The 24511-nt window shown below is 72.6% G+C and carries 27 protein-coding genes; 12 read left to right on the top strand and 15 right to left on the bottom strand.

Going from position 1 to position 24511, the window contains the following annotated elements; all coding sequences use genetic code 11:
- Positions 1–728: 728 nt before the first annotated feature.
- The 7 genes from AB0937_RS34270 to AB0937_RS34240 all read left to right on the top strand — a co-directional run bounded on the left by AB0937_RS34270 (position 729) and on the right by AB0937_RS34240 (position 6360).
- Positions 729–1199, top strand: a complete 471-nt coding sequence (locus AB0937_RS34270) for a transcriptional regulator (protein ID WP_366717421.1) — start codon at positions 729–731, stop codon at positions 1197–1199.
- Positions 1199–1597, top strand: a complete 399-nt coding sequence (locus tag AB0937_RS34265) for a helix-turn-helix domain-containing protein (RefSeq protein WP_330269935.1) — start codon at positions 1199–1201, stop codon at positions 1595–1597. Before AB0937_RS34270 ends, AB0937_RS34265 begins: the two co-directional genes overlap by 1 nt.
- A gap of 221 nt (positions 1598–1818) precedes the next feature.
- The gene (locus tag AB0937_RS34260) at positions 1819–2289 is read left to right on the top strand and encodes a Pycsar system effector family protein (protein WP_366717418.1); all 471 of its coding nucleotides are present in this window, start codon (positions 1819–1821) and stop codon (positions 2287–2289) included.
- Complete coding sequence (locus tag AB0937_RS34255) at positions 2286–2489, top strand: hypothetical protein (protein ID WP_366717416.1); 204 nt, start codon at positions 2286–2288, stop codon at positions 2487–2489. The genes AB0937_RS34260 and AB0937_RS34255 overlap by 4 nt, the downstream gene beginning before the upstream one ends.
- A gap of 816 nt (positions 2490–3305) precedes the next feature.
- Positions 3306–3641: an SH3 domain-containing protein gene (locus AB0937_RS34250; RefSeq protein ID WP_366717414.1), complete on the top strand. Its 336-nt coding sequence runs from the start codon at positions 3306–3308 to the stop codon at positions 3639–3641.
- Between the two features lie 240 nt (positions 3642–3881).
- Positions 3882–5465, top strand: coding sequence for a hypothetical protein (locus AB0937_RS34245; RefSeq protein ID WP_366717412.1), 1584 nt, complete (start codon positions 3882–3884; stop codon positions 5463–5465).
- Between the two features lie 127 nt (positions 5466–5592).
- Positions 5593–6360, top strand: coding sequence for a hypothetical protein (locus tag AB0937_RS34240; protein ID WP_366717410.1), 768 nt, complete (start codon positions 5593–5595; stop codon positions 6358–6360).
- 24 nt (positions 6361–6384) lie between these two features.
- On the opposite strand, the gene AB0937_RS34235 is transcribed toward AB0937_RS34240, so the two are convergent.
- Positions 6385–6789 (bottom strand): hypothetical protein, encoded by a 405-nt coding sequence (locus AB0937_RS34235; protein WP_366717408.1) that lies wholly within the window; start codon positions 6787–6789, stop codon positions 6385–6387.
- A gap of 84 nt (positions 6790–6873) precedes the next feature.
- Here AB0937_RS34235 and AB0937_RS34230 point away from each other — a divergent pair, with 84 nt between their 5' ends.
- The gene (locus AB0937_RS34230; protein WP_366717406.1) at positions 6874–7881 is read left to right on the top strand and encodes a hypothetical protein; all 1008 of its coding nucleotides are present in this window, start codon (positions 6874–6876) and stop codon (positions 7879–7881) included.
- Between the two features lie 149 nt (positions 7882–8030).
- Here AB0937_RS34230 and AB0937_RS34225 read toward each other — a convergent pair whose 3' ends face one another.
- Positions 8031–8885 (bottom strand): hypothetical protein, encoded by an 855-nt coding sequence (locus tag AB0937_RS34225; protein ID WP_164347885.1) that lies wholly within the window; start codon positions 8883–8885, stop codon positions 8031–8033.
- A gap of 396 nt (positions 8886–9281) precedes the next feature.
- Between AB0937_RS34225 and AB0937_RS34220 the strand changes: the two genes are divergently transcribed.
- Genes AB0937_RS34220 through AB0937_RS34210 form a run of 3 tightly spaced genes read left to right on the top strand, consistent with a single transcriptional unit; the run spans position 9282 to position 12651 of the window.
- Positions 9282–10661 (top strand): hypothetical protein, encoded by a 1380-nt coding sequence (locus AB0937_RS34220; RefSeq protein WP_366717403.1) that lies wholly within the window; start codon positions 9282–9284, stop codon positions 10659–10661.
- A complete protein-coding gene (locus AB0937_RS34215; RefSeq protein WP_366717401.1) occupies positions 10658–12028 on the top strand; it encodes a hypothetical protein in 1371 nt (456 codons plus the stop codon). The genes AB0937_RS34220 and AB0937_RS34215 overlap by 4 nt, the downstream gene beginning before the upstream one ends.
- Complete coding sequence (locus AB0937_RS34210; RefSeq protein WP_164347881.1) at positions 12025–12651, top strand: hypothetical protein; 627 nt, start codon at positions 12025–12027, stop codon at positions 12649–12651. Before AB0937_RS34215 ends, AB0937_RS34210 begins: the two co-directional genes overlap by 4 nt.
- Before the next feature lie 71 nt (positions 12652–12722).
- On the opposite strand, the gene AB0937_RS34205 is transcribed toward AB0937_RS34210, so the two are convergent.
- On the bottom strand, positions 12723–14000 hold the full coding sequence (locus AB0937_RS34205) for a hypothetical protein (RefSeq protein ID WP_366717399.1): 1278 nt from the start codon (positions 13998–14000) through the stop codon (positions 12723–12725).
- A 415-nt stretch (positions 14001–14415) separates the two neighbouring features.
- Here AB0937_RS34205 and AB0937_RS34200 point away from each other — a divergent pair, with 415 nt between their 5' ends.
- A complete protein-coding gene (locus AB0937_RS34200; protein ID WP_164347901.1) occupies positions 14416–14835 on the top strand; it encodes a hypothetical protein in 420 nt (139 codons plus the stop codon).
- 101 nt (positions 14836–14936) lie between these two features.
- Here AB0937_RS34200 and AB0937_RS34195 read toward each other — a convergent pair whose 3' ends face one another.
- The 12 genes from AB0937_RS34195 to AB0937_RS34140 all read right to left on the bottom strand — a co-directional run bounded on the left by AB0937_RS34195 (position 14937) and on the right by AB0937_RS34140 (position 24478).
- A complete protein-coding gene (locus AB0937_RS34195; protein WP_366717397.1) occupies positions 14937–15341 on the bottom strand; it encodes an RNase adapter RapZ in 405 nt (134 codons plus the stop codon).
- Positions 15338–15763 (bottom strand): hypothetical protein, encoded by a 426-nt coding sequence (locus tag AB0937_RS34190; RefSeq protein ID WP_366717395.1) that lies wholly within the window; start codon positions 15761–15763, stop codon positions 15338–15340. Before AB0937_RS34190 ends, AB0937_RS34195 begins: the two co-directional genes overlap by 4 nt.
- A gap of 61 nt (positions 15764–15824) precedes the next feature.
- Positions 15825–16922, bottom strand: coding sequence for a site-specific integrase (locus tag AB0937_RS34185; RefSeq protein WP_366717393.1), 1098 nt, complete (start codon positions 16920–16922; stop codon positions 15825–15827).
- Entirely contained in the window at positions 16922–17236 is a 315-nt protein-coding gene (locus tag AB0937_RS34180) for a hypothetical protein (RefSeq protein ID WP_330269953.1), read from the bottom strand. The genes AB0937_RS34185 and AB0937_RS34180 overlap by 1 nt, the downstream gene beginning before the upstream one ends.
- Before the next feature lie 57 nt (positions 17237–17293).
- Positions 17294–18115: a shikimate dehydrogenase gene (locus AB0937_RS34175; protein ID WP_366717390.1), complete on the bottom strand. Its 822-nt coding sequence runs from the start codon at positions 18113–18115 to the stop codon at positions 17294–17296.
- Positions 18116–18128: 13 nt separating this feature from the next.
- Complete coding sequence (locus AB0937_RS34170) at positions 18129–18887, bottom strand: NAD(P)-dependent oxidoreductase (RefSeq protein ID WP_366717388.1); 759 nt, start codon at positions 18885–18887, stop codon at positions 18129–18131.
- A complete protein-coding gene (locus AB0937_RS34165) occupies positions 18884–19609 on the bottom strand; it encodes a coenzyme F420-0:L-glutamate ligase (RefSeq protein ID WP_366717386.1) in 726 nt (241 codons plus the stop codon). Before AB0937_RS34165 ends, AB0937_RS34170 begins: the two co-directional genes overlap by 4 nt.
- Entirely contained in the window at positions 19609–20658 is a 1050-nt protein-coding gene (locus AB0937_RS34160) for a hypothetical protein (protein ID WP_366717384.1), read from the bottom strand. Before AB0937_RS34160 ends, AB0937_RS34165 begins: the two co-directional genes overlap by 1 nt.
- Positions 20655–21533, bottom strand: coding sequence for a hypothetical protein (locus tag AB0937_RS34155; RefSeq protein WP_366717382.1), 879 nt, complete (start codon positions 21531–21533; stop codon positions 20655–20657). Before AB0937_RS34155 ends, AB0937_RS34160 begins: the two co-directional genes overlap by 4 nt.
- Entirely contained in the window at positions 21530–22744 is a 1215-nt protein-coding gene (locus tag AB0937_RS34150; protein ID WP_366717380.1) for a methionine adenosyltransferase, read from the bottom strand. The genes AB0937_RS34155 and AB0937_RS34150 overlap by 4 nt, the downstream gene beginning before the upstream one ends.
- A complete protein-coding gene (locus AB0937_RS34145) occupies positions 22692–23627 on the bottom strand; it encodes a Gfo/Idh/MocA family oxidoreductase (RefSeq protein ID WP_366717378.1) in 936 nt (311 codons plus the stop codon). Before AB0937_RS34145 ends, AB0937_RS34150 begins: the two co-directional genes overlap by 53 nt.
- Positions 23624–24478 carry a sugar phosphate isomerase/epimerase family protein gene (locus AB0937_RS34140; RefSeq protein ID WP_366717376.1) on the bottom strand — a complete coding sequence of 285 codons (855 nt, stop codon included), beginning with the start codon at positions 24476–24478 and terminating at the stop codon, positions 23624–23626. The genes AB0937_RS34145 and AB0937_RS34140 overlap by 4 nt, the downstream gene beginning before the upstream one ends.
- Between the last annotated feature and the right edge of the window lie 33 nt (positions 24479–24511).

The following is a 24511-nucleotide window of genomic DNA, read 5'->3' as shown; positions in this document are numbered from 1 at the left end:
AGTGCTCGGCCACTCCGCTGCGCTCCGCGACCTGCGCGCTTGACCGCTCGGGCCCAGGGGGCCCTCCCTGGGCAGTTGCCCCCGGAATTGGTGGTCGGCCGCCGTTGTGGTGCCGGCATCGGCTGAGGTTGAACACTGCCCTCGGTCCGGTCGGGGTTCCGGTCACGGGCTGAGGTGGACATCGGGGCCGGAGGAACTTCACGTCGTCGAACAGGTGCAGCAGGACCGGGGCACGGCATCCCTGGGCGGATTACGTGGCCGCCCGCCACCCGTCGAACCCTGGTGCCCTGGTACTGAGAAGCGGCTGGCAGGAAGGGAGTTGGACGGGATCGCGCTGCTTTTCGGTGCGCGGCGGAGCCGCCTCCTCGCCCAGGCCCCCGTCAACGGGGACGCTGTCCGACGGGCCGGTGCGGGTGAACGCGCCGAAGGCGCCTCCGTGCCGCACGTCGCCCACGGACGTCTACTACGTAGTTAGAGGCGAAGATCGTTTCCGCAGGTCAGAGCGTTTTGATCTGTACGTTTCCCGACAGACGAATGTAAGTATCTGCACCACCCTTCCCGATATCGGGAAACGGTCGGGCCAGCCTCGACACGCCGGGCTCCCCGGGGGGCGTTTCCCGATTCCGGGAAGGGTGTGTAAGGTGGCGCCCACTGGTTCCCGTACATGGGAAAACCCGAGGTGGGAGGCTATGGCAAGGCGCACCGGAGTGGTTCGCGAGACTGGCGAGATGATGCACGTCGACATGCTGCCGGGCTTTGAGGACGAGCAACCCAAGAAGGCCCCGGTCCGGTACAGCTGGCGTGGCCGCCACATGAACGTCTCCAAGGAGATGGGGGCGGCGGTCTGGCGGAAGGACTCCGGGTACGACCGCAACGACCGGGACGTTCTGGGCTACTACATCTTCAACTCGGGCGAGAAGGCCGCACGGTTGGAGAAGACCTTCGACGAGATCGGCCAGGAACTCGGGATGAACCCCCGGCAGGTCTCGAAGTCGATCAAGAAGCTCCACGCGGGCGGCTTCCTGCTGGAGGCCGGAACCATGGCCAGGGTGCAGCTCTACCGGCTGAACGGGCGATTCGGTTACGACGGATCGGCCGAGGACCAGGTGAAGGCGGTGGCGGATATGAGGCATCCTGTAATCCCGGCACCTACGCCGGAGTCCGCTTCCAAGTCGCGGCCTTCAAAGGAGGGCAAGTGATGAGCTCGCCGGCTGAGCAGTTCGACGTCGAGCACTGGCTGGACCGCGAACAGCTCCACGAGCTGCTGTGCAAGTCCGGTGCCCTGCCTCCTGCCGCGACCAAGATCCTGATGTACGTCGCCAGCGGGGCTCCCCTGGGTCACCGCGTCGAGGAGTCGGCTTCCGCGATCGGCGGGAGGCTCCAGATGAGCACCTCGGCGACCTCTCGGGCGGTTAACGCGCTCCTCGCGGAGGGGTGGCTGGAGCCCGCGGGGCGCATCGTCGGAGTCCAGACCTACCGGGTCGGACCGGCCGTGTACGGAGCCCTCGAAATCGACAAGAACGGCGCTCGGCTGGAGAAGGAGGACCGGCCGCTCGCAACCGTCCGGCATCTCCCGGTGCCCACGCCGATCGACTGACGTACCTGCGCTTCAAGGCCCGCGCCCGGAATCGGGGCGCGGGCCTTCGCCGTCTGCGGGCGTTGGCTGGAGCCAACGAGGTGCCGCATGGCCACGCCTCCTGTTGGTTGCAGCCAACAGCCCGTTTCCTGTCGGGTTGAAAACTGGTATTGTTCCCAATGCTGGAAGGGGGTGGCTCCCTGACCGGCATTCACTCGGAACCCGAACCGCAGGAGGATGCGATGCAGGCGAGCGTGAGCCGTACGGGGAACGCGGGCGATCCGCTGGAGAAGGCTCAGGCGGCCGCGGCCGCTGAGGTCGCACGCAACGACGGCAAGGCCGGCGCGATGCTCACGGCGTCCAGCGTCATGGCCGCGATCCTGCTGGGGGTGCTGCCGAACGCGGACCTCTCCGGCCTGGTCGCGGCCCTGGTCGGCCTGGGCGTGACGCTGAACGCGGCGGCGATGGTCACGGTGCTGCTGGTGATCCGCTCCCGGTTCGGGAAGTCGACCCGGGGTTCGTTCCTGCACTGGGCGACGCTGACCCCGGAGGCCCTGGTGGAGGAGCTGGCCCATGACCGGCGGGCCGAGCAGACGATCGCGCTGTCCAGGATCGCGCGGGACAAGCACCGCCTGGTCCGCGTCGCCGTCGACCTCACGGTGGCGGCGGCCGCCGTCCTGTGCGTCGCGCTGTTCGCGGCGCTGGCGTCATGAGCCGCTACGACCACATGGCGACCGCGCAGATGGAGCTCTCGCTGGTGGCTCTCGCCCGGTGGGCCAGGGCGTACGCGGCCACCGGGCCGAAGCACATCGAGGACCAGCTCCACCAGGAGATCGACGAGCTGCTCGACGAGCACCGCCGGCGCCGCGTGGCCGGTTCGCCCAGCAGCCCCGAGAGCTCCGGCCGTCCCTGACCGCCCGGCCCGAAGGCCCGTCTCCCCGATCCATGGGAGGCGGGCCTTCGGCGTGCCCGCCGTACGGCCCTCGCCAGAGGTCGCGGGGATAATGAGTCCCCCGCGACCGCTTCTCTCCCTCGGGTCCGTGGGCCCTACTGGGCCCACTCCCCCTCGGGACACCCGGGCTGACGTGCCGCGACGAACCCCCGCGACGTAGTAGCGGCGTCGCCGTGCGGAGCGGAGCGGACAGGACCGGTGGGCACCGGGCCGGGCCCTCGCCCACGGCGCGGCACCCTCACACGGAGCGGAGCCCAGGGCGATCCTCAAGAGCGCGAGGACTAATTATCCCCCAGAGGTGAGAGTGCGCGCCGCGGGCGCGCGAAAGAGGGGCGGATGGGTGGGGCGGGGCCGTGGTTGCGGTTCCCGGGCCCTCTCCGCGCCGTACGGGCCGGGCAGGCCCCGCCCCACCCATCCGCTCGGCTTCTCATCCGTGCTCCCCCGACCCGCCGTTGCCGGGTGCGGGTCCGTGGAAGGGGTAGAAAGGACGCGCTTCGCGCGGCGACTGAAGAAGCAGGGCGCCGCATCGGTGCAGGTGGCGGGGCTTCCTCGGGTCCCAAGGCGGCCGAGAAGGGGCCTGGCGCGGGCCCTGGGGCGCGTTCAGGGCTTCCGTGCCCGATTCCGCGCCGCACGCGCTGCCGTGCGCTCACAGGGGCGTCTGGGGCTTCTGTGGCTTCGAGGGGTGCGTCAACACGACGTCAAAACCCGTTTGCGGAACGGGGGCTGACGGTGGGTACGGTGCCCGGGACCAAACATGATCATGGAACTAGGGGGATCATGCGTAAAGCACTGCTCACCGCCTTGGTCGCAGCCACGCTGACGGTGCCGGCGCTCGTGGGCACCGCCCAGGCCGCCCCGGTCAAGGCGTCCGTCGTCGGCACCTCCGCCTGCGGGAAGACGTACCCGGCCGGCTACTGGTGGACCTACCCCACCACCAACCTCAAGCTCCGGTCCGGCCCGGGAACGAACTACTCCTCGCTCGGCCTCCTGCACGAGGGCGACGGCGTCGAGGTCAAGTGCAAGGCCAAGAAGGCCGGGTGGATGCGGGTCTACGTGCTCAACGGCCCGCTCGACGGCCGTACGGGCTGGGTGGCCAGCAAGTACCTCCACTGATCTCCTGGCGCACGGGCGCCGGGGTCCACAGGCCCGGCAGTGTCAACTTTCCGGTGACACTGCCGGGCCTTCGCGCTGCCGGTCAGGCAGTCGGGCAGAACATCGTTGATCTGTGCCGCTCGACGTACGGCTGAGCTGGCGCACGACCTGGTCCTGGACGCCGAACTCGCCAACTCGGTTACGTGCGTAACCACCCGCCGATAGCCTGCGATGACTTTCACCTGACTTCGGAGGTAGGGGATGCGCGGAACGTCGCCGGGTGCAGCGGGCGGGACCGAGGAACTGTGGAACGCGAACCAAGTCGCCCGGGTCCTGGGGATCTCCGCGACGGAGGTCGGCCGACGGCTGCGCCGGGGCGAGGAGCCCGCGCCGCGCTACCACGCCGGGGAGGCCCGCAACGCGCTATGGGTGCCGGGCATGGTGCGGCTGTACGCCGCGCAGCGCGGGCAGGCCCTCGCGGAGCACGCCGGAGGAGTGCGGCGGCTGCCGGTACCGATGTGGGTGGACTGGCCCGCGCTCCCGGAGCCCCTGCCGCGCGTCGTGGACCGGGTGGTCGAGGTGCCGCGCATGTGGACGCAGTCGCCGGGCGACCCGCACCTGTTCCACGTCCGCATCTGGCGGGGCCGTGTCGACGGCGCCGAGCGGATCGTGTGCCTGCTGTCCGTCATGGAGAACGCCACGATGCACGCGACGTCGGCCGGCAACGGCGAGTGGGTGATGGAATCGGTGGTGGCCGCCGGGCTGCTCACCCGGGAAGAGGCGTACCGGACCTTCGTGTTCGCGCTCGGGGTGCGCAACTCGAACCCCTTGTCCAGCGACGATCCGCAGTCCCTGATGTACGTGTCCTTCCTGCTGCCCGGCGCGCTCCCGCGCCTGCTCGACCGGTGGCGCAAGCCGCGCGGGGAGCTGTTCGCGGGGTCCAGCGTGATCCCGGCGCGCTTGTCGCACCTGGCCCATCTGGTGGGCGAGGAGGTCGAGATTTACCCGGAGGGCACGCATACCCCCGAGGTGGTCGCCCGGTACGCCGGCGGGGAGCGTCCCGTGGTCGTCGACTGGGACCCGATGGGGCTGGAGACGCACCTGAAGCACACCGAGGTGCTCCGGTCCTGGGCTGCCGAGCTCGCCGAGGCCGGGCAGGACCGGGACACGGCCACGGTGGCAGACGCCGCCACCACAACGGCCAACGCCGTGCTCCTGGCTCACGACTACTACGAGCGCGTCTACGGCGACGAAGCCCGTGATGTCGTGCAGCGGTGCGTGCCGCAGCTGGACCCGGCGACGGTGGAGGAACTTCGCCGGTTCGCTGCCGAGTCGGGCGGTTCCACGGCGGGGCACTGGCTCCGTCTGCACCGCGCCACCGTCCTGCTCGCCGGGCGGGAGGGCCTGCCCGGCGAGCGGCACGCCGCACTGCTCGCCGCGGTGGCGGAGAACGACGAGATGCTGCCCGGCCCGGTGCAGACGGTCGGCAGGGACCTGGGCGGCTGGCCTCTGCGCCTGGCGGCCGCCGAGCATCCGCAGCTCGACGAGTACGTACGGACCCTGGCCTGGTACGGCCCCAAGACGGAGCACCAGGAGGTGGACCGTCAGCTGCGGGAAGCGCTGTGGGACGACGAACGCGGCGCGGCCCGCGCGGCATACGACCCCTTCGGCAGGCTGGTGCTGGTCACCGAGGACCGGGGCGCCGTGGCCGTCGCGTGCCCCGCCGAGGAGGCGGCCGCCTACCGGCTGGACCAGCCGCATCCCGGGTTCCGTCTCCTGGAGGACGGCCGTCTCGATCTGCTCCCACTCGCGCAGACGGGTCCGGTCCGCAGGCGCAGCATCTGACCCGGATTCCGGTGTCAACGATTCGGTGACATGGGAGGGGCGGGCCCGATCCGCCGGGGCCGTCCCCGCTGCGCAGCAGCTTGTCAACGTTTTGGTGACACGGCGTTCGGGGTGGAAGGGTGAGCCCATGGCGATCGACCACGTGAAGCGGCAGCGGACGCGGGATGCGGCGGAGGAACTGCTCCGCGCGCGATACGGGGAGGGCCGCAACTACCTGGACCCGATCCGGGTGATGCAGGACGTGCGGGCGCAGGCGTTCGGGTATTTCGTGCGCGAGGGCGAGGAGGCGCCGGAGGTGCCGGCGGAGGATCTCCTGGCGGCGCTGACGCAGGTCGAGGAGGCCCGCGCGCGTCTAGACGCGCTGGAGCGGGACCTGATCCGCGGCGCTCGTAACCGCGGCGCGTCGTGGCAGAAGATCGCGGACAGCCTGGGCATGGCGAACCGGCAGGCCGCCGAGGCCAGGGCGACCCGCTTGGAGCGGGCGGCCGAGTCCCACAGCCGCGACCGCGACGTCCCCACCCAGCGGCGCGAACGCGCGCGGCAGCGGGCCGTGGAGGCGTGGTGCGCAGCCCATCAGGCCCGCATCCGGCAGACCGTCCAGCGCCTGGTCGATGTCGCCGAAGCCTGGCCGCAGCTGGCCGAGGACTTCCTCACCTCCCACTCCCTGCGCGCGCTGGAAAACAGGCTGAACGGCGACGGCGACGGCGTGAAGCTGCTCGACGATCTGGAGACGCTGCGCACCAGGCTCGCGCCGCACGGGCAGCCGCCCCTGGAGCCCGCCGGCGAACGCGCCCGGGAGGCGGCGCAGGCCCGCGACGCCGCCGTGGCCTTGCTCTCCGACCTGGCAGCGGTCCGCTTGGAGGTCGACGCAGCCCGAATGTCAACGGTCCGGTGACAGCCGTCGTTCACCCTGGTGCGGTCACGCCTCCGGCACGGTACGGCCCGCGGGAATGCGCAGCCCCTTGTACCCAGGGCCGAGGCCACGGCGGGAGCGGCCCCGGGTGATCGGGACCGGCGGCGCGACCGTCTGGCCTTCGCTTTGGAGGACCGGTTCGGGCCGGTCGCTCGGCGGAAGGGCCAGGGTCTGGCGGAGCCGGGTCAGGTCCCGGAGAAGGGGGAGCACCGCGGCGGCAGCGGCCGGGTGCGCGCTTCCCAGGGCGAGCGCGGTGATCTCGATCGCCTCGACGGCGTCCTCGGCCGCCGACGCGCTCCAGCTGCCCGGGGTGGCCGCGATGTCGTGCAGCGCGCACGCGGTGTCCGCCAGGGCCTCGGCGTTCTCGGCCAGGCCCGGCGCGGCGGTCGTGGGCAGCTCCGTGATCTCCATGCCCGTTGAACGACAGCGGGTTCCCTGCGTCGCGCGCCTGCCTGCCGCAGCGTGTCCGCCGACCGGGCGATTCGTTGTACCGGCGTGACGACCACTGACGCCGACCCCTCGTACTTGGCCGACTTCCGCACCGCCAACACGGCGGTGCTGGGCCTGCTGCGCGGCTACTTCCGGGCGGAACAGGCCCCTGTCCTGCGGGCTCACGCAGACCTGATGGCCGACAGCGGCACGCTGGAGCGGGCGGTGCCCGTGGTGGGGCTGCTGCTGCGTCAAGGCGCGGCGGAGCTGAAGGAGAAGGACCCGGGCACCCGGCTGCCGGAGCTGTTCGGGCCCGTCGGGGTCGCCCCAGCCGGGATCGAGCGCGACGTCGCCGACGCGCTGCGGGCGCTCAGCGCCGGATCACTCACCGGCCTGTTCGGCGAGGAGCCCCTAGTCGGGGAGAAGCTCGCGGCCGTCGTCCACGCCGCCGCGATCCGCTGCCTTCGGCAGCAGGCGGCGCACTTGAGCCGGTCCAACGTGCGCCGCTGGCTGGACACGGTGGAGGCCACCATGGCCACCGCCGAGCAGGTGACGCAGTCCCAGGCCGAAGCGCTCATGACGATGGACGCGCTCGGGTTCTTCGGAAGCCGGCCAGCGGCCGCGCCTCTCGATCCCCTCCAGGCGGCGAAGGAGGTGACGGCCCAGCTGGTCGGCGGCTACGGCCTGGGCCAGCCGGAGCAGGTGGCGGAGGCCCAGCGGCGGATGGCGGCGCACGTCTCGGTGGCAACCGAGACGTGGATGCTCGTACGCGGGTTCATGCAGAACGTGGTGCGGATGGCCACGGCGGTCGGGGTCGAGCTCTCCACCCAGCAGCAGGAGCAGCGGCTGCACGAGCTGGCGGCGCTGGCCCCGGAAGAGATGAGGATGGCGCTGGTCGCATACCTGGAGGCGACGGCGGCCGGGCACCCGACCGGGGGCGTGGACGTCGACACCGCGCACGGGCGGCAGGTGTCGGCGCACTACGCCGCGGTGTTCCTCGCGATGTACGGCGTGGCGGCGATCGGACGGGAGAGCTTCGCGGGACTGGTGGACGAGATGATCACGAGCGACTGACTGAAAGTCGGGCCCCGGCCGGCGCGGAGCCCGTACGCTGAGCAAAGCCGCTCCGGAAGGCTTCCCCCGTGCCTTCCGGAGCGGCTTGCTGCTGCACGGGCCCCACCGCGGTGGTGCGGGCCGGGCGGCACATGAACCACAGGGTGGCGTCAGGCCGGCACCGGGCCGCAGTGGACACCGTGGAGGGTCCCGTCATCCCGCAACATGCCGATCTCCTTCAACTTCATCAGTGCCTCGTCGACCTCGCTTTGGTCATAGTCGAGCTGCGCGGCGATCTTGTCGGTAGGCCGCTGCTGCTGTTCGCCCGCCTGGCACATGAGCCACATCGCGACGTCGCGCTCGACATGTCCGATCCCGGCGTCCAGCAGGCCGCGCCACAGCTCGGTACTCACCAGCACGTGCTCGGAGCTGGGCCAAGCGCCTTGAGCGGGCACGGTGCGGCACACACGGTCCTCCAGCTCGCTCAGGAACTTCAGGGTGGGGGTGTACTCGTCCACCGCCTCCACGTCCTGGTCGGCGGCGAGGTCGGCGCACACCGATTCCAGGGCCGACCGCAGGCTGGCCAGGACGGTTCGCATCTGCTGAGGACATCGGGCCCTGGCCAGCGAAGGGTGCTTCCGGGTCGGCGTGTACGCCTTGCCCAGGGTGTGGGCGACCGCCTGGATGTGGCCCGCAGCCTCGTAGAGCGTCTCGCCGGGGTACCCAAGGCTGTTCAGCGGACTGTAGTCGCGGCCGTCGGCGTCCTTGGAGAACTGCCTGTCGATCCCCAGGACCCTCAGCCCGTGGACGGTGGCCAGCATGTTCACGATGTGGTTCAGGGTGTAGCCGGCCTGAGCGATGCAGTCGACCATGCGGTTCACGGTGCCGCGCCGCTCCTTCGCGGCGGTCTTCTCGGCCTCGTCGACCAGGGCCTTGTGCTCGGCCCCGAGCTGCTCGAAGACGGTCACGAGCTGTGTCACCGCGTGGGGCAGGCGGTTGTCGTCGGGTGCGGGGTGCTCGGTCATCGGCGCCCTCTCATTCGGCGGCGCGGCAGAAGGTCGCGGCGCCGCGTGCGATGACGCGCCGGACGGTCGCGCCTCCGCGTCCAACGGCGGCGGCTCCGCCTGGACACGGTCGGCCGGAAACATGGACCAACATGGCGGGTTTCTCCCTGGATTGACTTCGCGCCGCGGGTACCATGGGTGCGGGCATCGCGTAGGCCCAAGCCCGCCGTCCGGCCCATGACCGGGAGGCACGAAGGGCAAAGGTGCCAGGGTCCCCCGGGACCCGGTCAGCTCGCCGGACACGGCAGCGCGCCAGCGCACGAGTTCCTTACCGTCGTCTTGGACGACTTCCTCCGTCGTGCGCTGATCTCGTGCGCGCCGGGTCATGGGACCGTGCCGCGCCGAGAAGAGTCAGCTGTGTCGAAGATCGAGAAGAAGAACCGCCGCCGCAAGAGCCACGCGGAGCGGGAGCGGATCAAGGCCAAGAAGGCCGCCAGCGGCGCCTCGTACACCTCCGCCCAGTCGGGCACCGTCCACCGCCACCGGGGCCCCGAGATCGGCCCGGTCGACGGCTCCGGCTTCGGCGCCGACCGGCAGGCCGACATGCAGACGGCTTCCGCGCTGATCGGGGCCTGCGTGGAGAAGTGCCGACCGTGCCAGGCCAGCCTGGCGGACAAGGTCCTCGCCGGTGACCGGCTCGTCATCGCCAGCCTCGCCGGAAGCGTCTACTCGCTGCTGCCCTCCCCCGGCTCCGCGTGCTCCCCCGCCACCCAGCGGTTCCACGCCGTGGCCCACGACACCGCGCGCCCCGGCTACGGACCGGCGGTCCTCGCCGCAGTCGAGGAGCTGAACGCGGAGGACCTGGAGGCGCTCCTGGAGGACACGCTCGACCTGTGGGCGGCCGCCGCCGGGACCGCCCCGGCCGCAGAGGCCGGCACCCCGGACCGGGAGACGGACGCGAAGGAGGAAGAGGCCCACCGCTACGCCGCAGCGAGCGGGACGGCCTACCTGATGAGCGCGGGCATGGACCAGCTGCTGAGCGTGGAGGAGATGCAGGGTCTGGTCGAGCACGCCGAGAAGTCCGCCGGGGCGGGCGATCCCGTGGTGTGCTTCCTGTGTGACGAGCCGATCGACGTGGCGGCGGAGTCGGAGGTGCACGTCGGACTGAGCACCCGCACGCTGACGGTCGACGGCCGCGAGCTCGACGCGGTGCAACCGGTGTGGACGCATTCCGGCTGCGGCCGGACCCGCATCTGGCCGTGGCCGGAGCTGATGACGGAGCGGCAGCGCCGCGGCCTGTACGTGGCCCCCGACGACCGTCAGCCGGAGAAGCCGGCCACGCAGGGCCCGCGGAACGCGGACTACACGCACTTCAGCGTCGCCCGGCAGCCGGGCGGCGGGACGGTGCCGCTGGTGCTCGTCGAGCCGGGCGAGCACGACGAGCACGGGATCGAGGGGCACCTGGCGGCCCGCCTGTCCGAGGGGTTCAAGCCCGTCGACCTGACCGGGGCCACGCCCTTCCCGGTGCTGGACGGATGGCACCTGCGGTGCGAGCGCGGCCGCATGGTCTCGGTGATGCGCGCGGGCGGTGGAGCCTGGTACCGCCAGGAAGGCGGGTATGCGACACCCGGCAACTGGCGGCAGGCGGCCCGTCAGCGAAAGGCGCTGCTTCTGGTCGTGCCCGCGGGCACCGTGGGCGACCGGCAGGGCGACGACTGGCTGACGGCGGTGAGCCGGGCCGCCGAGGCCGGCCACGTGCTGGGCGGTCTGGTTGCGGTCCGCGGGACGCTGTCGTGAGCCGCCGTACGACCCTGCCCGGGGTCGCCCGCGTACGGATCACCGGCGATGACGCGGCGACGCAGGCCCTGCTCGACGTGCTCGCGGAGCACTTCACGGTGACGGAGCCGGCTCCCTACAGCGGCGGCCGCAGCTACCTGGAGGTCGACACCCGGCCCGACGCGGCGCCGCACGGCACCGGCGCCGGCATCGAGGACGACGGGCCGGACATGCCCAGGGCCTCCAAGCACCGGCCCGCCGAAGTGCCGTCCACGGTGGCGGTGCTGATGGCGCGCCAGGTCAACGCGGCGCACCTGCACCTGTCCGCGTTCCGGGACCTGGTGCAGACGTACGGCGACGGCCTGGTCTCCGAGTGGCCGAAGCCCGGCCAGGCCCCGGACAACGCGGTGGACCAGACGCTCAGCACGGCGTCGCGGCTGCTGTACGAGCTGCGGGAGTGGAGCAGCCACACCGCCCACGCCTCCGGCGCGGTCTCGGTCCTGCCGGAGATCATCGCGGCGTCCGAGGAGCAGCTGCGGGCCGAAGCGGTGCTCTACCCGCCGGGCGGATGGTGCGCGGTGCCGGGCGGCACGATGCCGCCGCCCGGCGAGGAGCGGGAAGAGGAGGGCGCGGAGCACCCGATCGCGACGCAGCTGCTGGGGCCGGTGCCGGAGAAGCGCTACAGCGCGCGGGCCTCGGGGCGGTCGGTGCAGCGGGCGCTCCCCGCGGTCGCCGGCACCCCGGCGGCCGCCGTGTGGACGGCGGAGCGGGCCCTGTACGGCTACGTCTGCCAGCACTGGGAGGCGCCCGGCGACACCCCGGCCGATCTCGCGGCCGCCGTGGACGGCCTGGACGAACTCGCCGACACCTTCACCAGCGCCTGCACGTTCACCCTGGACGAGATCCGGCGCCGCATGGCGGAGGGGCTTCTGGTCGACGTCGACGAAGACGCCTTCGACGAGGCGGCGGCCGCCGTGCGCGAGCATCTGGGCATCGAGCCGGAGCGGGTGCCCAAGCTGGCGTACGCCCTGTCGCGCGTGCGCCAGGCGATGACCGGGGCACGGGCGGCGCTGCCCGCCGCATCGGGTGACGCTCGTAGCTTCGACGCGCTGGCGCAGGCCAGGGCGCTCGGTGCCCTCGACGGCAAGACGCTCCCCGAGGTACGCCGCGAACTGGGCCGTGAACGGCACTGGCAGCGGCACCGCTCGAAGACCCGGATGCCGGACTACACCGCGGCGGACTGGTTGCGGCGGGCCATGCACTGGATGCACGCCGCCGGCGTGACCGCGTACGACCACGGGGCGCACCTGGCAGCCGAGCGGCACCCGGAGCTCTCGGGCCTGCCGATCGGCACCCCGGCCGCCATCGAGGACAGGGGCGAGCGGTGAGCGGGAGCACGGTCCGCGCGGCCGTGGGCCCGCAGCTCGCCGCCCTGACGTTGGTGCGGTCCCTGATGGGCGGGGTTCTGGAGAGGAAGGGCCTGGAGCAGACGGTGGACCAGGCCCGGGGCGGGGTCCGCGAGGGCCTGCTCTACATGTCGAAGTGGGCGCGCGGCGCGGACCTGCGGACCGAGATCGTGCCCATCGTGTGCGCGCTGGGGCGTACGACGGTCGCCGCGCTGGCCATCACGCAGGACGACGACCCGGCGGCGGTGACCTCCTGGCTCGACGTCCACGCCCGTACGGTGCGCGAGCACCAGGTCAGCCTGACGGTCGAGCATCCGGCGGACTCGGTCGTCGTCGACGTCGCCGCGGTGTTCGCCGAGGAGCTGCACCGCACAGCAGGCGGTGACGTCGACGAGGCAGAGCTGGAGGCGAGGGAACAGCGGGCCGCCGGACTGGTCATCGAGTGGGCGCGGCCCGGGGCCGGGCGGGATCACGTCGAGCTGCTGCTGTCGGGCGGCTGGTTCGCCGCAACGATGCTCGCCTACGCCTTCAGCTTCGACCGGGATCGGATGTACGAGTACGTGGAGAGCCATGCGCGCGCCCTCATCGTGGCGGGCCGCCGCTGATGATCGAGCTGGGTGACCGCGGCCGCCGGGCTGCGGTCACCCAGCGGCCGGCTACTCCGGTGGCCGTCGCCTCATGAGCGTTCCAGCGCGTCCAGCAGCAGCTCGCTGTAGCCTGCGGCCGCGAGGTCGTCGTCGGACAGGCCGGCCTGCCGCAGGAGCTTGAGTGTGGTGGCGTGGTCGGACCGCGCCCACGCCATCCGCGTCGTCTCCCGCAGCGTGCGCCGGGTCTTCAGGACCTGCGGGTCGGTCTCGTCGCCTCCGGCGGCCTCCCGGGCCTGGTGGAAGGCCGTCACCGCCTGGGCGGCCTTGGCGAACGCTGCCGCCGTCTTCTTCTTCTCCGCCTCTTCGGGCAGCAGCGGGTTCAGCACGACGGCCGGGCACCACTGCGGAGTCCGGGCCCCGGCCCGCCGGTCGTTGTCGTACGCGCTGCGGCGTTCCTCGACGCCGCGCCGCAGCTGCTCCAGCCCCTGGGGAAGTTCCCAGCCCGATTCGCCGCGGTTGGTCACCTCGGCCTTCAGCTCCTGGACGTGCGCCCGGTAGCTGTCGATCAGGCCGCGGACCTTGAGCGGCATCCCCTTCTTGTAGGCGCCCGCGCGGTGGAAGGCACGGTTGCCGTGCAGGACGACGAGCAGGGCGCTGGCGCCCCCCTCCAGATCCTCGATCAGGCGGCCGCGGATCGGGAGCCAGTTCGCGAGCGCGGCCTGCGTGATGGGCGACAGGGGCCAGACCTCCGTGATGTGGAGGGGGGAGCCGATGGCCTGCGGGTTCCGGATGATCTTGACCCAGGACAGATCGGGTGCGAGGTCGGCAATGCCGATGGTGCACAGCTCCCCGGACCGGGCGGCGGTGTCCAGGACCACGCCGAGGACAACCAGGAGGCGGGCCCGGCCGGGGGCCGACGGCTTGCGGTCGACCTCGTCCTGGAGGCGGTTGTGGAGCTCGCTGCGGGCCCAAGCCGGCATCGTCGGCTTCGGGGTCGGCTTCGGGTAGGAGATCGCGCCGCTGGGGACGCCCGCCGCGGCGGCGAAGCGGCGCAGGATGCTCGCCCGGCGCCGCTGGGAGGCGGTCACGCCCTTGGGCGGGGTCTTGAGCTCCTTGGCCCGCAGCTCGCCGTTGTCGGTCATCTCGCACAAGGCGGTGGCGCCGGGCCCGAGCAGATCCCGCATCGACTTCCCGTACCGGTTCCGGAAGTCCTCCCGCTCCAGCGCCCTCTTCAGCGTGCCCTCCACCCAGCGGACGTGACCGGCCACGCTCTCGGTCATGTCCGGGGCGGCCAGCACCTTCTGGATGAGCGCGGGCAGCTCCTCGACCGCGGGAAAACGGTCATCGTCAACGGTGTTCGCGGACAAGCGGCATTCCCTTCGATTCCCGATAAGGACTCATTATCCCCCGGCCGGCTGCTCATTGTGCCGTATCGGGCGGGCTGCGGCATCACCCCTGTTCGGGCTGTCCGCTTCCCTGGGAGGTGGGATGCTGTCGGGCGTCGGCCGAGTCCGCAAAGAGGGGAGCAGGACACGTGGCCCATGTCCGTACACGCAGGGGCGACGGGCCCCTGATGAAGGCGGTCAACCTGCTCGGGATCTTCTCGCCGGTCATCCTCGGCGCCGTGCTCCTCGGCCGGTGGCTGGCCTCCTGATCGCCTCTCGGCACGTTCGCGTGTCCGATTGATCTCGGCCGCTTCCTGGGCATCGTCACCGGCGGGCGACCGCGGCGGCATACGCTCGGGGCGGAACTGGACGTACGCAAGGGGGCGTTTCCGTGGCGATGCAGCTGCCTGACATCTTCGAGACGCGGCAGGTGAAGGCGTTCCGTGACGCCCTCATGGCCGGTGACCTGGAGCAGGCCAAGAAGATCGAGGACCACCTGCTGGCCGAGGCGGCCACCAGCCCGGAGGACCGGGAAGTCCTCGCGGACCAGCTGCGGGCGTCGATGCTGTTCCGCGCGTACGTCGATGCCTCCGGCGCCGGCGATGAGGCGACGGCCCGGGTGTTCCAGGGCCTTCTGACGACGATGTGTTCGCCGGAGACGGTCCAGAGAACTCTGATGAGCGGTCTGCTCTACGCCGGTCTCCAGCAGGGGGCGCTGCCCGCGAAGGACCACGACCGCCTGTCGGAGTGGATGAGCAAGACCGACGTGGGCGACGAGATGAGGGCACGCCTCGAAAGCATCACGCGGGTGCCGTAGGGATCGCCTGTCGCGGCTCCGGAACCACTCCGCCCGAGCGTCAACGTTTCGGTGACAAGCGTGGCGCGGGGCCCGCGCCTGTCAGTAGGCCGTGCCGTGACTCACGGCCGTACGACGTTCCCGGCGATGTGCCGGTGGACGACTTCGACCGCGCCACCGGCGGGGCCCAGCCGGTGGCGCAGTAGCTCCCCGGCCCATTCGGCCACGGCAACGCTTCCGCGTACACCGTCCAGGCCGCCGACCAGGACGTGCACGCTGCGGCCGCGGGGCTGGGCGTAGGCGAGGAGCGCGGCGGTCTCCCCCGCGATGCGCTCGACCAGTTCTTCGGCGCACTCGCTCTGCCTGATCTGCTGGCGTACCCGGGGATCGAGCCCGGTATCGCGCGGAAGCCCGGCCTCGGAGGCGGGCAGCAGACCACGGACGTCGAACAGGAGGGCGTGGCCCACGGGCTGGTCGTCCCGGTGGCGGAAGCCGAAGGACTCGATCGTGACCGGTACGGGGTTCATGGCTCCAGGCTGCTGGCGGTGAGGCGGGACAGGAAGGGGTTGCCCGTTTCCACTTGGGGCGTGTCGCGGCTGGCAGGAGCACTTGCGCGTGAGGGTGGCGGACAGGCGGCGTTGGCGCTTTCACCCGAAGAGGGGACCTCTGCGGGCGGTGCGGCCTCGACGGCGCGTACGACGTAGTCGAGCGAGGTGGCCCAGAGCCAGCCCGCGCGGGACTCGTCGGTGGCGGCCGTGGCGCACGCCGCATTGCCCGCCGCGTGGCCCCACAGATCCCGCTGGTAGCCGCCGTGTTCCGCCTCGGCGGCCCGTAGCGCGGCCACGATCGCGGCGGCCGGCGGTGGCTCGTCGGTGTGCTTGTCCAGCCAGGGACGCACTGCCTCGGCGACGGCCACCGCGGTCTCGCAGGAGTAGGAGCGCTCACTCATGGCGTCACCATGCCCGAGAACAGGCACCAGGTTGCCGATGCTCGGGCCGGGTGGGTGCACGTCATGCGGCCAGGGCGAGCCAGCGCCCGAGCTGTGCGCTGAACTTGTCGACGCCATCGGCCGCGTGCCGGGCCCGGCGTGCCTGGTCGCCGCGCCGCCGGATGTAGGAGAGCGTGGTCGCTGGATCGTCGTGTCCGGCGAACTCCTGGATCTCCTCCAGAGGGACCCCGTCGTCGTGCATGTGGGTCAGGCGGGAGGCGCGCAGGACGTGCGGGGTGAGGTCGCGGCCGGGCAGGACTCCGGCCCGTTTCCCCAGGCGGGTCAGGATGCGGTCGACGTCGTGGCGGTCCAGCCGCCGCCCTTCGGAGTCCAGGAGGAGCGGCCCGTCGGTCCGGCCGTTGATGAGGAGGACCAGGAGCTCGGCGAGCTGGTGCGGGAGGGACCACTGCCTGCCCTTGTCGCCCTTGCGGGTCAGGTCGATCACGGGGTTGCGGCCGTCGCGGAAGTCGGTGACGTCGGCCTCGCACCACTCGCTGACGCGCCCGGCGAAGGTGTAGACGAGGCTGGTCACGACGACGTCGCGCAGGCACTCCGCCCAGTCGAAGAGGGCGGCGAACTCGTCGACCTCCACCACGGGGGTGGCGGTGGTCTCGTCGTGGCGGTCGATCTTGGGCCGGTTGTGGCGGGTGACCGGGTTGGGGATGTAGGTCTGCGCCTCCTCGGCGGCGAAGCTGTGCAGGGAGGACAGGGCGGACAGGCGGCGCGCGATGCTGCGGTTGGCTCGCTCGCGCTTCTCCTCGCTCAGCCGCCAGGTGGTGACGTCACCGCGGGTGATGCAGCCGATGAAGAAGCGTTCGTGCCCTAGTTCCTGCGCGAACTGGTGCCAGAACCGGATGTCGTCGGCGTAGTTCCGCTTCGAGTTGATGCTGGGGATCGTGGAGGACGCCAGCCAGTTCATGACGGTGGTGAACGCCTCGGCGGTGCAGATGTCGCGCAGGATGTCCATGCGGTGACGGCGCGGGCCCAGCGTGCGCTTGACCGGATCGCGCGGGGCCACCTGCCCCAGATCCTGGCGGATCTTGGCAAAGGCGTCTTCCGCCCGGGTCGTGGGTCGTGCGATCTCGCCGGCGGGGCGCTCCGCCAGCTCCGGGCGGGGCATCACGGCTTGAAGTCCATCTGGAAGTCGGGGTGCTCGGAGAAGGCCGCGAAGGCCGTGCAGCGCAGCGACCAGCCGAGGGCGTCGATCTGCCCGGGGAAGTAGTCCGTGTGCTCGACCTTGGCGGCGCGCTCGAAGTTGGCGGCGAACTCGTCCAGGACCCTCTGTGTGCCGGCCAGCAGCTGCCGCTCCCGCTCGTCGGCGGTCGGCGCGCGTTCAGCGATGCGTGCCCGCAGGAACGCCACCAGTGCACGGTCGCGGTCCAGCTTCGCCTCGCTCTGCACGATCATCTGGAACTTCACGCCCTGGTCGTCCACGCGTCCCCTCCTTGCTCTGGATCACCAAAGCTACCCGTGGGGTCGGACAGGACCGGGTCATCGGTGCTGGGAGGACGTCAGGGCGAGTTCGGCCGCGCGCCTCATCGCGGCCAGGGGGGCCGGGGTATGGCCGGTCTGGAGCTCGACCTGCCGGGCGGCCTGGTGCACGAGCATGGGCAGCCCGCCGACGACCGTGGTGCCCGCCTCCCGCGCGGCGCGGGCTATCGGGGTGGGCCAGGGCCGATACACGACGTCGAGCAGCGTGTCGGCTGCGGCCGGCCACAGCGGGGCGAGCCGGTCGGCGGCCCCGGGCGGGAGGGCGGAGACGACCAGGCCCGCCTCCAGGTGCCGGGGTGCCGCGTCCCACGAACCGATGCGCAGGGCGATCCCGAGGCGCTCCGCCGCCCGGCCCAGCTCGCCGGTGCGGCCGGGGTCGCGGGCGACGGCGGTCGCTGTGGTGCAGCCCAGCCGGTGGACGGCCGCGAGGGCGGTCGCGGCCGTCGCGCCCGCCCCGAGGACGCACACCGATTCGACGTGGTGGACTCCGGCCTCGCGGAGGGCCTGGACCATGCCGTCGACGTCGGTGTTCTCTCCCAGGAGCCGACCGCCCCGGCGGGTCACGGTGTTGGCGGTTCCGGTCGCCTGGACCAGGGGTGAGACCTCGTCCAGGAGCGGGACGGCGGCCCGCTTGAGTGGCATGGTCAGCGACAGCCCGGCCCATCGGTCGTCCATGGCGGCGAGGAAGGGCGCCAGTTGGTCCGGGGCGCAGTCGATGGCGCGGTACGTCCAGTCGAGCCCGAGCGCCCGGTAGGCGGCGCGGTGCAGCACCGGAGAGAGGGCCTGGGTGATCGGGGAGCCGAGGACGGCGAGCTGCCTCATCCGGGCGCTCCTTCTACGCGGGGAGGTCGTAGTCGGCGAAGGCGCCGCCCACGTGGGTATCGGTGAGCGGTCCGGTCTCGGGGTGCCGGGCGGCATCGTCGGCGGGGTGGTAGCCGAGGGCGTCCCAGCCGGTGCGGGGCCACCAGGATTCGCTGTTGCCCGAGGTCCCGTGGACGGTGAGGAAGCGGCAGGGCAGCGGCCGGGTGGCGGCGGCGTGCAGCAGGGTGGTGGCGTCCGCGGGGCTGAGCCAGGTCGCCCGGTGGCGGGGCTCGCTGGGGTGCGTGCGGTAGCTGCCGATCCGTACGGCGACGATCTCGACGCCGGTCTTGTGGGCGTAGAGGCGCCCCAGGGCTTCCAGGGTGACCTTGCTGACGGCGTAGAAGCTGTCTGGGGCCGTCACGTCCGCCATCGGATGGCCAACGGGGTTCAGGCCGGTGACGTGGTGGCTGCTGGCCAGCACGACGCGCGGCACCCGCTGGCGGCGGGCCGCCTCCAGGACGTGGTGGGTGCCGGTGATGTTGTGCTCGACCATCGCGGCGAACGGTCCCTCGTCGGTGACGCCGGCGAGGTGCACGATGGCGGAGACTCTGGCGGCCGCCGCCTCGATGGCGGCCTGATCGCGGAGGTCGGCCTGGACGAAGTCGGCGCCCGCGGGCGTGCCGGAGCTGGGGGGCCGTCGGTCGAGCAGCCGCAGCGGCACCCCGCGGGTGGCGAGATCGGCGGCCAGTCGGGCACCGATGGTCCCGGCGGCCCCGGTGATCAGAAGGGTCACGGCCGGTGGTGGAGCATCGTGGCTACGCCCTCGTCGCTGGCCGGGTAGTTGATGCCGCGCAGCACGGCGACCGGGGCGCCGCGGCCGCGCTGGCCGAGGATGAGCCCCGCCGCCGCGGCGATCAGGTCGGTGAGGGTCTCTTCCTGCCGCTTGCCGTCGTGCTCGGTCGTACGCAGCGGGGCGACTCCGGCGGCACCGATCGAGATGACGGTGGCGCCGCGCCGGTCGGCGCGGCCGTCGGAGTCCGCGATGACGACGGCGACCTCGGCGCCGGTGTAGGTGATCAGGGCGTCCCGCAGGGCGCGGGCGGAGCCGTCCGGGTCCAGCGGCAGCAGCCACGCGCCCTCGCTGCCTGCGCGGTCGATTCCGGCGGAAGTGAGCTGGTAGCCCAGGGTGTGCCGGGCGATGATCGGGCCGCCCTCGGTGGCCAGGAAGTGCTCGGTGGAGTTGTCCAGGATCAGCTGGACGATCTCGGCGGGCTTTCCGGTGCGGGCGGAGAGTTCCAGGGCCTGGGGGGTGGGGGTGACGCTGGCCAGGTCGACGTAGCGCTTCTCCGCGATGGAGACGACCTTGGAGGCCACCACCACAAGGTCCCCGTCGCGCAGTTCGCTGCCGGTGCGCGTGATGACGTCGGCGATCGCGTCGGCCAGGTCGTCACCGGGGTGGATCTCGGGGAAGGGCTCCAGGGCGAAAGCGGAGAAGCCGGAGGTCGGGGCGGTCATCACGAGGCTCCTGCGGTGGTGAGGGCGGTGTGCAGACGGGCGTGTGCGGCGGCGAGCGTCTCGGCTCGCTGTTCGGCGGTGGCGTGCTGTCCGGTGGCGAGCCAGTCTCGGACGCGGTGCAGGTAGTACGGCCACAGCTGGCGGGCGGCTTCGGCCGCCGGAGTACCGGAGTTGACGGCGTGCCAGGCGTCCGCGGCCGGGAGCGGCCAGGGACGCTCATCGTATCCGTCGGGGCGTGGGCCAAGGCTGTCCAGCGCGGTGAGCATGGCCTGGAGGCGGGCGGGTTCGATGTCGCGGGGGGCGGCCCGGTAGAGCGCCGGGTCCTCGTCGACCGGAGTCCGTGGCGGCCTTCCGGCGGTCAGGTGCAGCAGCACGGGGACGGCCTGGTGGTAGATGACGGGCAGGTGGGGGAAGGACGCGGCGTGCCGCTTGGGCTCGGCCAGCCGTACCGAGGTCACGGGTCCGGCCGTGGCGGCGGTCAGCAGCAGGAAGGCGTCGATGCCGTAGCCGTCCACGCAGGCCGCAAGGTCTTCGGGCAGGGCCTCGGCGGCCCGCAGGGCGGCGTCCAGAGCGGCGCGGGACAGGGCGAGGTCCCCGGCCAGGGGCTGGGGCACGTCGTGGCCGGTCACGGCGGTGATGAGCGGCCGGGCGAGGTGGTTGGTGAGGTTGGCCTCGTCCCAGTGGCGCGGGTAGTCGGCGATGGCCAGGGCGGCCCCTCCGCGCACGCGGTCCAGCAGCGCGCGGTAGACGGCGGGATCGGGGTTGCGGGTGTCGGTGTCGGCGATCAGCACGACCGCGGCCCCGGCGGTCTGCGGGCACCGGGCGGCGGCCAGGATCTGGGCGCCCTTGCCGCGTACGAGTCCGGTCAGCCCGAGCTTCGCGGCCCGGGTCGCCGTGGTGGTGAACTGCTCGGCCGTTTGCGGGGTGTCGGAGGTGTCGGCGTGGACGATGACCGCCGCGGAGTCGCCGAGGGCGGCGTCGACGGCGGCGGTGACGGCGCTGATGGTGGTCGGCTCGTTCCGGCTGGGCAGGATCACGGCAGGGCTCATCCGGTCTCGGTCTCCTTGGCGAGCAGGTCGGCGGCCGTCTCGGCGTCGGGGGCGTGCAGGTAGTCGAACCGGCTGGCCGCGAGCGTGGCGATGAGGTGGCTTCGCCACCGGGCCAGGGCGGGGGTGTCCAGAGGCCACACCGGCCCGTACGGCATCCCGGACACGCCGTTGAGCGGGGTGGGCAGGCCGGAGATGTAGCGGGCCAGGTTCTCGTGCAGACGCAGGCGTTCGTTCACCGACAGCGGGCGCGCGGGCGTCAGCGATGCCGCGGTCAGCTCGGGGTGGACGGCCACCCGCACGATCCGCCCGAGCGGGGCCGGCCCCGTCACGAATGGGCGCAGGGAGTGCTGGGGCTTGGGGTCCAGCGGGCGGGCGGGGGCGCGGACGGCGGCGGTGGGCTTGCCCGGCCACACCGCTGCCCCGGCCTCGGCGCCTTCGAGGACGACCAGGTCGTCCCCGCCGTGGAGCCAGCCGCGGGCGGCGAGTGCGAGCGCGGTGGAAGTCTTGCCCGCGCCCTTGGCTCCGAGGAGCAGCACGGCCGGACCGCCGGGCGGGTGCAGGGCGGTGCCGTGCATGGTGACCTTGCGCCGACGCTGGCGGGCGCGCTCCAGGGCGGTGTAGGTGACGTACGCGAGGGTGTCCGAGCTGGCGGCGGCTCGGGGCAGGCGGACACGCACCGTGTGCCTGCCGGCGGTGACGGCCGCGGCCCCGATGGTGACCTCGATGTCCGCCGTCCCCGCGGCGTCGGGGGCGGCTTCCAGGCGCCAGCCGCCGGGCAGGGACCGATCGGCGGCGCGGGCGGCCGCGCTGTCCAGGCCGTCGGGCAGGGCGAGCAGCGCGGAGACGTGGCCGGTGACGATCCGGTGCGTGGTCACCGGAGGGCCTTGATGAAGTCGGTCAGCAGGTCCTCGACCGGCTCCACCTTGGGCAGGTACCGGCCGGACAGCAGGTCTTCCGTCCAGTCGGTTCGGGCCAGCGTCGCGCGCACCAGCTCCTCCGCCGCCTTGGGCGGTGCCTGCTCGCTGGTGGTGATCTCGACGGAGGCGGGTTGATCGTACGCGGCGCCGTTGCGCCACAGCAGCCCGATGCGGCACGGCCCGAACTCGGCGGCCACGGCGCGGGCGGCCGCGTCGGCGAGCCAGCCACCCACCTTGCCGACGTGGTAGGCCGGGTTCTTCCCGAACGTCGCCTCGTTGCCCGCGAGGTGGGCACCGCTGATCAGCCCGGTGCGGGCGTTGCCCCGGCCGACCAGGCCGTCCTCGCCGTAGTCGACCGCCGAGCCGGAGAGCGTGAAGTATTGCCCGGAGATCGGCCCGGTGCGGCTGCCCCGGGTGTTGCACACCACCTCGACGCGGCCCGGGAGCCGCTGTTCCAGCTCGCGGGCGCAGGTGGTCACCGCGTCGTCGAACTCGGCCGAGGTGGCCAGGTGACCGGCGAGTGCGGGCACGCACACCGTCACCGTCCAGGCGTCGCCGCGCCGCACGACGAGGGCCTTGATGTCGCTGCCGGCCCACGCGCGGTTACGGAACCACGCCTCGGCCAGCAGGGCGAGGCTCTCCGCGGCCGTGCGCGGGGCGGAGCCGACGAGATAGGCGGTGTCGTTGGAGAACGGCCGGGGCCGCTCGGGAAGGTCGTGCAGCGAGCGGGGGGCGAACCAGTGGCGGAACTTGCTGGAGTCGGTGGTCTCGTGCCGGATCTCAAGCCGGACCCGGTCGAAGCCCGGCAGGGCCGCGCGGAGGTGGTCGACGGCGGCCTGCTCAAGGATCTCCCGCACCGGCAGCTCCTGCCCGGCGAAGGAGGTGGAGATCCGGCCGCCGAAGACGACGCGCAGGGGCCGGTCGTAGACGCCGTCGGTGTCGGTGAAGGCGGCGCGCCCGCCGAGGACGGCGACCTTGTCCAGGTTGTGGTGCAGGACGGCACCGGTCTCGTTCAGGCAGTGCTGGCTGTAGCGGATGGACGCCAGTTCGGCGATGCCGTCGGCGAGGGTGTCGGGGTGGCCGATGCCCTTGCGCTCGACGATCTCGACGGCCAGTTCATGCGGCAGCGGGGTGCGCTGCGCGGACACGGTTCGCGTCGCGGTAGACACGTTCGATCACCTCCAGGGGGCGCCGCAGCGCCGACAGCGGGAACAGGCAGGGGTGGGCGGGGCGGCCTTTGGCGGCGTCGAGCACGGCCGCGTACATCTGGCGCCGAAGTTGCTCGTGGGTGGGGGCGGCTGCCGGGTCTGCTAGCCCGGCTTCGAGGTTCCGGCCGCGGATGTGCAGGCGCCGCCCGTCGGCGAGCTGGAGCAGGACCTCGTGCCGGGGCGGGCCCTCATGGTCGACGCGGGCGTCCACGTGCACGCTCCGCGCGCCGGCCAGCGTGAGGTCGGCGGTGATGCGGTCCTCGGTCTCGGCCAGGTTGCGGCGGTGCACCGCCGTGGCGCTCACGCTCTCGACGTCGCCCGGGATTAGCCGCAGGGCGAGCGCCAGGCCGTGGATGGCCTGTTGGTGGAGCACCCCGCCGGCGGCGGCATGGGTGCGTCTCCAGCCGCGGAAGTACGGGGGGTCGCGCCGTACGGCAAGGCGGACCACGGCGCGCTCGACGGCCGGGGGCCGGGCGAGGAGATCGTGCAGGCCGGGGGCGAAGTGCGGCTGAAAGCCCACGAAGATCCGCCCGTCCTCCGGCCGGGGTGCCAGTGCGGTAACGACGATGGTCGCGGGCTTCTCCACGAGGACCGCGGCGCCATCGGCGGCGGCGACCCGGGCCGCCGCGAGCGCGGCCCCGGGCGGAGCGGCCACCACGACCAGGTCGGGCTTGAGGACGGCCAGGGCCGGGCGCAGGGCGGCGAAGGACGGGATGCCGTCCGGCAGTTCGGTGCGCGGCGCCGGATCGACGATCCCCGCGACGGTCAGGCCGTCGGCTCCGGCGAGGGCGGTGAGGTGCTTGGCCCCGACCTCGCCGGCGCCGACCAGCAGGACCCGCTTCACGCCAGCCCGCCGGGAATGGCCGTGCGCAGGAAGGCCGCCCCGGCGGCCAGGGCGTCGGCGGGGGTGTCGCGTACGTGGGTCTCCAGCGCGTACGGCAGGGCCGGGTGGGCCGCGTGCAGTAGCGGCAGCACCTCGGCGTAGGGCACGCAGCCCTCGCCTGCCGGGCAGAAGGTGCGGCCGGCGTCGGTGGGCCGGTAGTCCTTGACGTGCACGTAGCCCACGTAGGGGGCCAGTGCGCGGACGGTCTCCTTGTTCGCCTGGCCGACCTCGTGGAGATTCGCCACATCGAGCCACAGACCGAGGCCCTGCGCGTGGTAGCGGTCGAGCACCTCCAGCAGGGGCTCGGCATGGGCGACGGTGCACACCGGCTCGTTCTCCAGCAGCAGCCGCACCCCCGCCCGGTCGGCTTCTTCGAGGGCCTGGGCGAGCAGGGGATCACTGGCGAACTGCTCGGTCAGCTCCGGTTCGACGCGCAGGTGTGAGAAGACCCGCACGATGGGGGCGCCGAGGGTCACGGCGGCCGCGAGGGCGCGGCGCACCCAGTCCAGCCTCTCCTCGGGCGGGACCTGGGTGGGGAAGCCGAAGGTGTCCACGCGTCCGGGGCGGGCCTCGGGGCGGCACCACTTCCACAGCGGCGACGCCAGCGCGGCGACCGCCAGGCCGCGCTGGTCGGCCAGCGCGCGGATGTGCCGCAGCCGCTCGTCGGGCAGGGTCACCGCGTTGGCGCCCTCGGCCGATCGGATCTCCAGCTGGCCGATGCCCAGCTTCACCGCCAGGTCCATCCCGGGCACCGGGTCGGGGCCGAGTTCGTCGGGGTTGAGTACGAGTGCGGACACCGGGCGTGCTTCCACGGAGGTTCTCCTTCGGGGCTCGAAAGGGGTGCG

Origin of the sequence: Streptomyces sp. NPDC047880 (assembly GCF_040706515.1) — a bacterium.
Taxonomy (GTDB): Bacteria; Actinomycetota; Actinomycetes; order Streptomycetales; family Streptomycetaceae; genus Streptomyces.
The sequence above is the reverse complement of the archived record's forward strand: the minus strand, read 5'-3'. Positions and strand labels throughout refer to the sequence as shown.